This window comes from Streptomyces sp. NPDC017943 (genome assembly GCF_044328425.1).
In the GTDB taxonomy this organism is placed as follows: domain Bacteria; phylum Actinomycetota; class Actinomycetes; order Streptomycetales; family Streptomycetaceae; genus Streptomyces; species Streptomyces djakartensis_A.
The window spans coordinates 37,789-41,079 of sequence record NZ_JBIRHH010000007.1 but is presented as its reverse complement, the minus strand read 5'-3'; the positions used below and the strand labels follow the sequence as shown (position 1 = coordinate 41,079).

The 3,291-nt window shown below is 74.8% G+C and carries 4 protein-coding genes; all 4 read left to right on the top strand.

The window, feature by feature from the left end; all coding sequences use genetic code 11:
• On the top strand, nucleotides 1-901 hold a 901-nt coding region (locus ACH4C6_RS23030), incomplete at its 5' end, for an ATP-binding cassette domain-containing protein (protein ID WP_398110473.1).
• On the top strand, nucleotides 898-1,539 hold the full coding sequence (locus ACH4C6_RS23025; RefSeq protein ID WP_398110472.1) for an ATP-binding cassette domain-containing protein: 642 nt from the start codon (nucleotides 898-900) through the stop codon (nucleotides 1,537-1,539). The genes ACH4C6_RS23030 and ACH4C6_RS23025, both read left to right, overlap by 4 nt.
• Before the next feature lie 352 nt (nucleotides 1,540-1,891).
• Nucleotides 1,892-2,674, top strand: coding sequence for a hypothetical protein (locus ACH4C6_RS23020; protein WP_398110471.1), 783 nt, complete (start codon nucleotides 1,892-1,894; stop codon nucleotides 2,672-2,674).
• An 86-nt stretch (nucleotides 2,675-2,760) separates the two neighbouring features.
• Nucleotides 2,761-3,153, top strand: a complete 393-nt coding sequence (locus tag ACH4C6_RS23015) for a hypothetical protein (protein ID WP_398110470.1) — start codon at nucleotides 2,761-2,763, stop codon at nucleotides 3,151-3,153.
• Nucleotides 3,154-3,291 lie beyond the last annotated feature (138 nt).

The following is a 3,291-nucleotide window of genomic DNA, read 5'->3' as shown; positions in this document are numbered from 1 at the left end:
TGCCCCCGCAACGGTTGCCCCCGTCACGTCCAGCCGCCTCCGCCGCCTTCTCGCCCGAGCGACCCACCCCGGCCGACGGCCCCCAGCCGCACCCGCCGCTCCCGCCTCCCACCCGGAGGCCACCCCCGGCAGCCCCGGTGAGTCGGACATGCCCGCCGCATCGCGCACACTGCTCCCTCCTTCCGGTCCCGCCCCTCCCCTCCTCAGCGCCCGTCGCCTCCACGTCCGCTACGGCGGCGGATTCACCGCGCTCGACGGCGTCGGCCTGGATCTCTTCCCCGGGCGGATCACCGCGGTGGTGGGGCCGAACGGGGCCGGGAAAAGCACCCTGTTCCACTGTCTGGCCGGGACCGTGCGGCCCGCGCGTGGCGCCGTGCGGTTCGACGGGCGCGACATCACCGCGCTGCCCGCCCAGGCCCGCACCCGCCTCGGGGTCGCCCGCACCTTCCAGGAACTGGCCGTCTTCCCGTCGCTCACCGTGGCCGAGAACGTCCGGGTCGGCGCCGAACAGGGCCGGCCGGGCGGTCCGGGCGGTCCGGGCGCCGTGGAGCGGACCCTGCGCCTGCTCGGCCTGGACGGGCCCGTGCGCGCCCGGCCCGCCGCGGGACTGCCCACCGGCACGCTGCGCCGCGTCGAACTGGCCCGGGCCCTGGCCGGAGACCCGCGCGTGCTGCTGCTCGACGAGCCCGCCGCCGGCCTCGACACCGCCGAAGTCGCCGCGCTGGCCGCAGTCCTGAAGGCCCTGGCCGCCGACGGGACGGCCCTGCTGGTCGTCGAGCACGACCTGGACCTGGTCGCGGACCTCGCCGACGTCGTGCACGTGATGAACGCGGGGCGGATCGTCGCCTCGGGTCCGCCCGCGCGGGTCCTGGACGCGCCGGGGACGGGGGCCGGGGCATGAGCACGATCGCCCTGCGCCACGCGCGCGTGCACTACGGCCCGCTGGAGGCCCTGCACGGCGTCACCCTCACCGCTCCCGGACCGGGCCTGACCGTGCTGCTGGGCCGCAACGGCTCCGGCCGCACCACCGTCCTGCACGCCCTGGCCGGCACCGTCGCGCTGTCGGGCGGTGCGGTCGTCTGGGACGGCACCGACGTCACCGGCGTCCCGGCGCACCAGCGGGCCCGGCGGGGGCTGTGCCTGGTGCCGGAGCGGCGGGCCGTGTTCGGCTCCCTGACCGTGCGGGAGAACCTCGGTCTGACGTCCGCCCGCCTCGGCCCGGCCCTGGACGCCTACCCGCAGCTGCGTCCGCTGCTGGAGCGGCGGGCCGGGACCCTCTCCGGCGGTGAGCAGCGGATGCTCGCCGTGTCCCGGGCCCTGCTGGCACGCGCGCGCGTGGTGCTGGTCGACGAGCCCGTCCAGGGCATGTCGCCCGAGGTCGCGGCCCGGACGTACGAGCTGCTGAGCGGGCTGGACGCGTGTGTCGTGATCGCCGAGCAGCGGCTGCCGCCCGTCCTGCGCGGACGGCCGGCCGTCGTCTACGAACTGCGGCGCGGCGCGGTGGTGTTCGCGGGCGAGGCGGGGGAACTCACCCGCTGACGGGTGGAGCGGACACCCCGCCCGGGCGGGCCGTTCGCACATACCTCGGGTAACGGCGATTTTCAGCCACCCATTTCATTCGCGGATTTCCTGATTTGTCGACCCACACGGACACGCGTGCGGGACCGTCCGGCAACCTCCAACGGGACCTGATACGGGATGAGTTGGCGGCAGACGGTGCGCCTCACCACGAACGGGCCCCCGTGCGCTGGTTGGTTCGATTCCGTTCGCCCCGGGGCGTTACTCCCGCCACAGATCGCCCGTTGTCTTCTTCATGAGCCGGGGCCCACCCGGACCACGGGCCGGGAGCCACCCGGCCTCGCCACGCACCGCATCCCCGAGGGAGCCACCCGTGCCGCGCATGCTCGACGTCAGCGACGAGGTACGCGCCGAGATCGGCGACGAAGAAGCCGACCGCCTGCTCGCCGGAGAGACCGCCCCGGGCAGTTACGACTGCACGTCCTGCCGCACTCCGGGCGACTCCGCGCAGGAGCGCACCAGCACCGTCCTGTTCATCGGGGACGAGACCGCCGTCCTCGCCTTCGCCCACGCCGGCTGCCTGCCCTCCCAGGTCGTCCAGGTCACCGAGGAGCAGCTCCAGGGTGCGGTGAAGTCCATCACCGGCGACACCGTCGACCTGGAGCCCGACAGGACGGTGCCCGAGCAGGCGGTGCTCGGGGTGACCAGCGGGCTGGTCCTGATCGGCGGCGAGCTGCACCCGGCCCTGGTGGTGGAGCCGACCGCGCCCATCGCCCGGCCCGGCACCTTCGGCGGCGGGGACGACTTCCTGCCGCTGCTCATCGAGCAGGGGTTCATGCCGCTGACGGAGCTGTCGGCGGTGCCGCCGGTGCTGCACGGCTGGTCCGTGCTGCTCGCGGTGGGCCAGCTGCACGCGGTGCTCCAGCCCGGGACCAACGGAGGCCAGCCCGTGGCCTGGTGGCAGGCGCACCAGCCGCTCCAGGTCACCGACGCCTGGCGCGCGGCCGCCAACAAGCACCAGCAGGTGTTGATGTTCGCCGCGCCCGTCGGCTCGATCGGCCGCCAGCCGCGCGAGGACCTGCTGCGCGACGCCCTGGACAAGGCGGCGGCCAACGGCAAGCTCGTCGCCGCGGCACTGCCGCTGGCCGGCACCTGAGCGCCGCGTCACCCGCGCGGCCCCCGCCCCCGCGAAAGCCGTAACCACGGCCGCATCCCTTGACCCACGAGGTCGTTTGGACATACGTGCACGCATACGACGTTCCCCGCCGCCAGTCCTTCTCGCCGATCCCCTCCGCGCGATCGGCGCAGGACGCCCAGGGCGGCCCCTCGGCCACGCCGATCTACGACGCGCTCTACGCCGAGTACGTCAAGTCCTTCCGCGCGCTGCCCGGTGACCGCAGCGGCGAGGAGAAGCTGGGCTTCACCGCCTTCGGGAACATCCCGCACAGTACGACCGGCTCGTACGGCAGCGGCTACAGCAGTTCGTACAGCGCGTACAGCGCGGGCGCCCAGAGCGCCCGGCACGCGGCCGGGCAGCAGCCGCAGTGGCAGCGCGTCGGGGCCGTCGGGCCGCACGGCACGCAGATGCACTACGTACCGGCCGCGCTCCCGCCGGGGCGGCGCGGGCACGGCTGAGCGCGCACACAGCAGGAGGGGCGGCCCCCCCCCGGGGGGCGCCCCGCCTGCTGTGGCGTGCTAATTATTGCGGCCCCGCTTCTCGCGCACCCCCACCGAGATGTGGATAGGCGGTCCCACCAAGCCGAACTACACACG

Bases quoted from the DNA above. Each gene is read 5' to 3' on its own strand.
- ACH4C6_RS23025 (WP_398110472.1), top strand. From the start codon at position 898: ATGAGCACGATCGCCCTGCGCCACGCGCGCGTGCACTACGGCCCGCTG.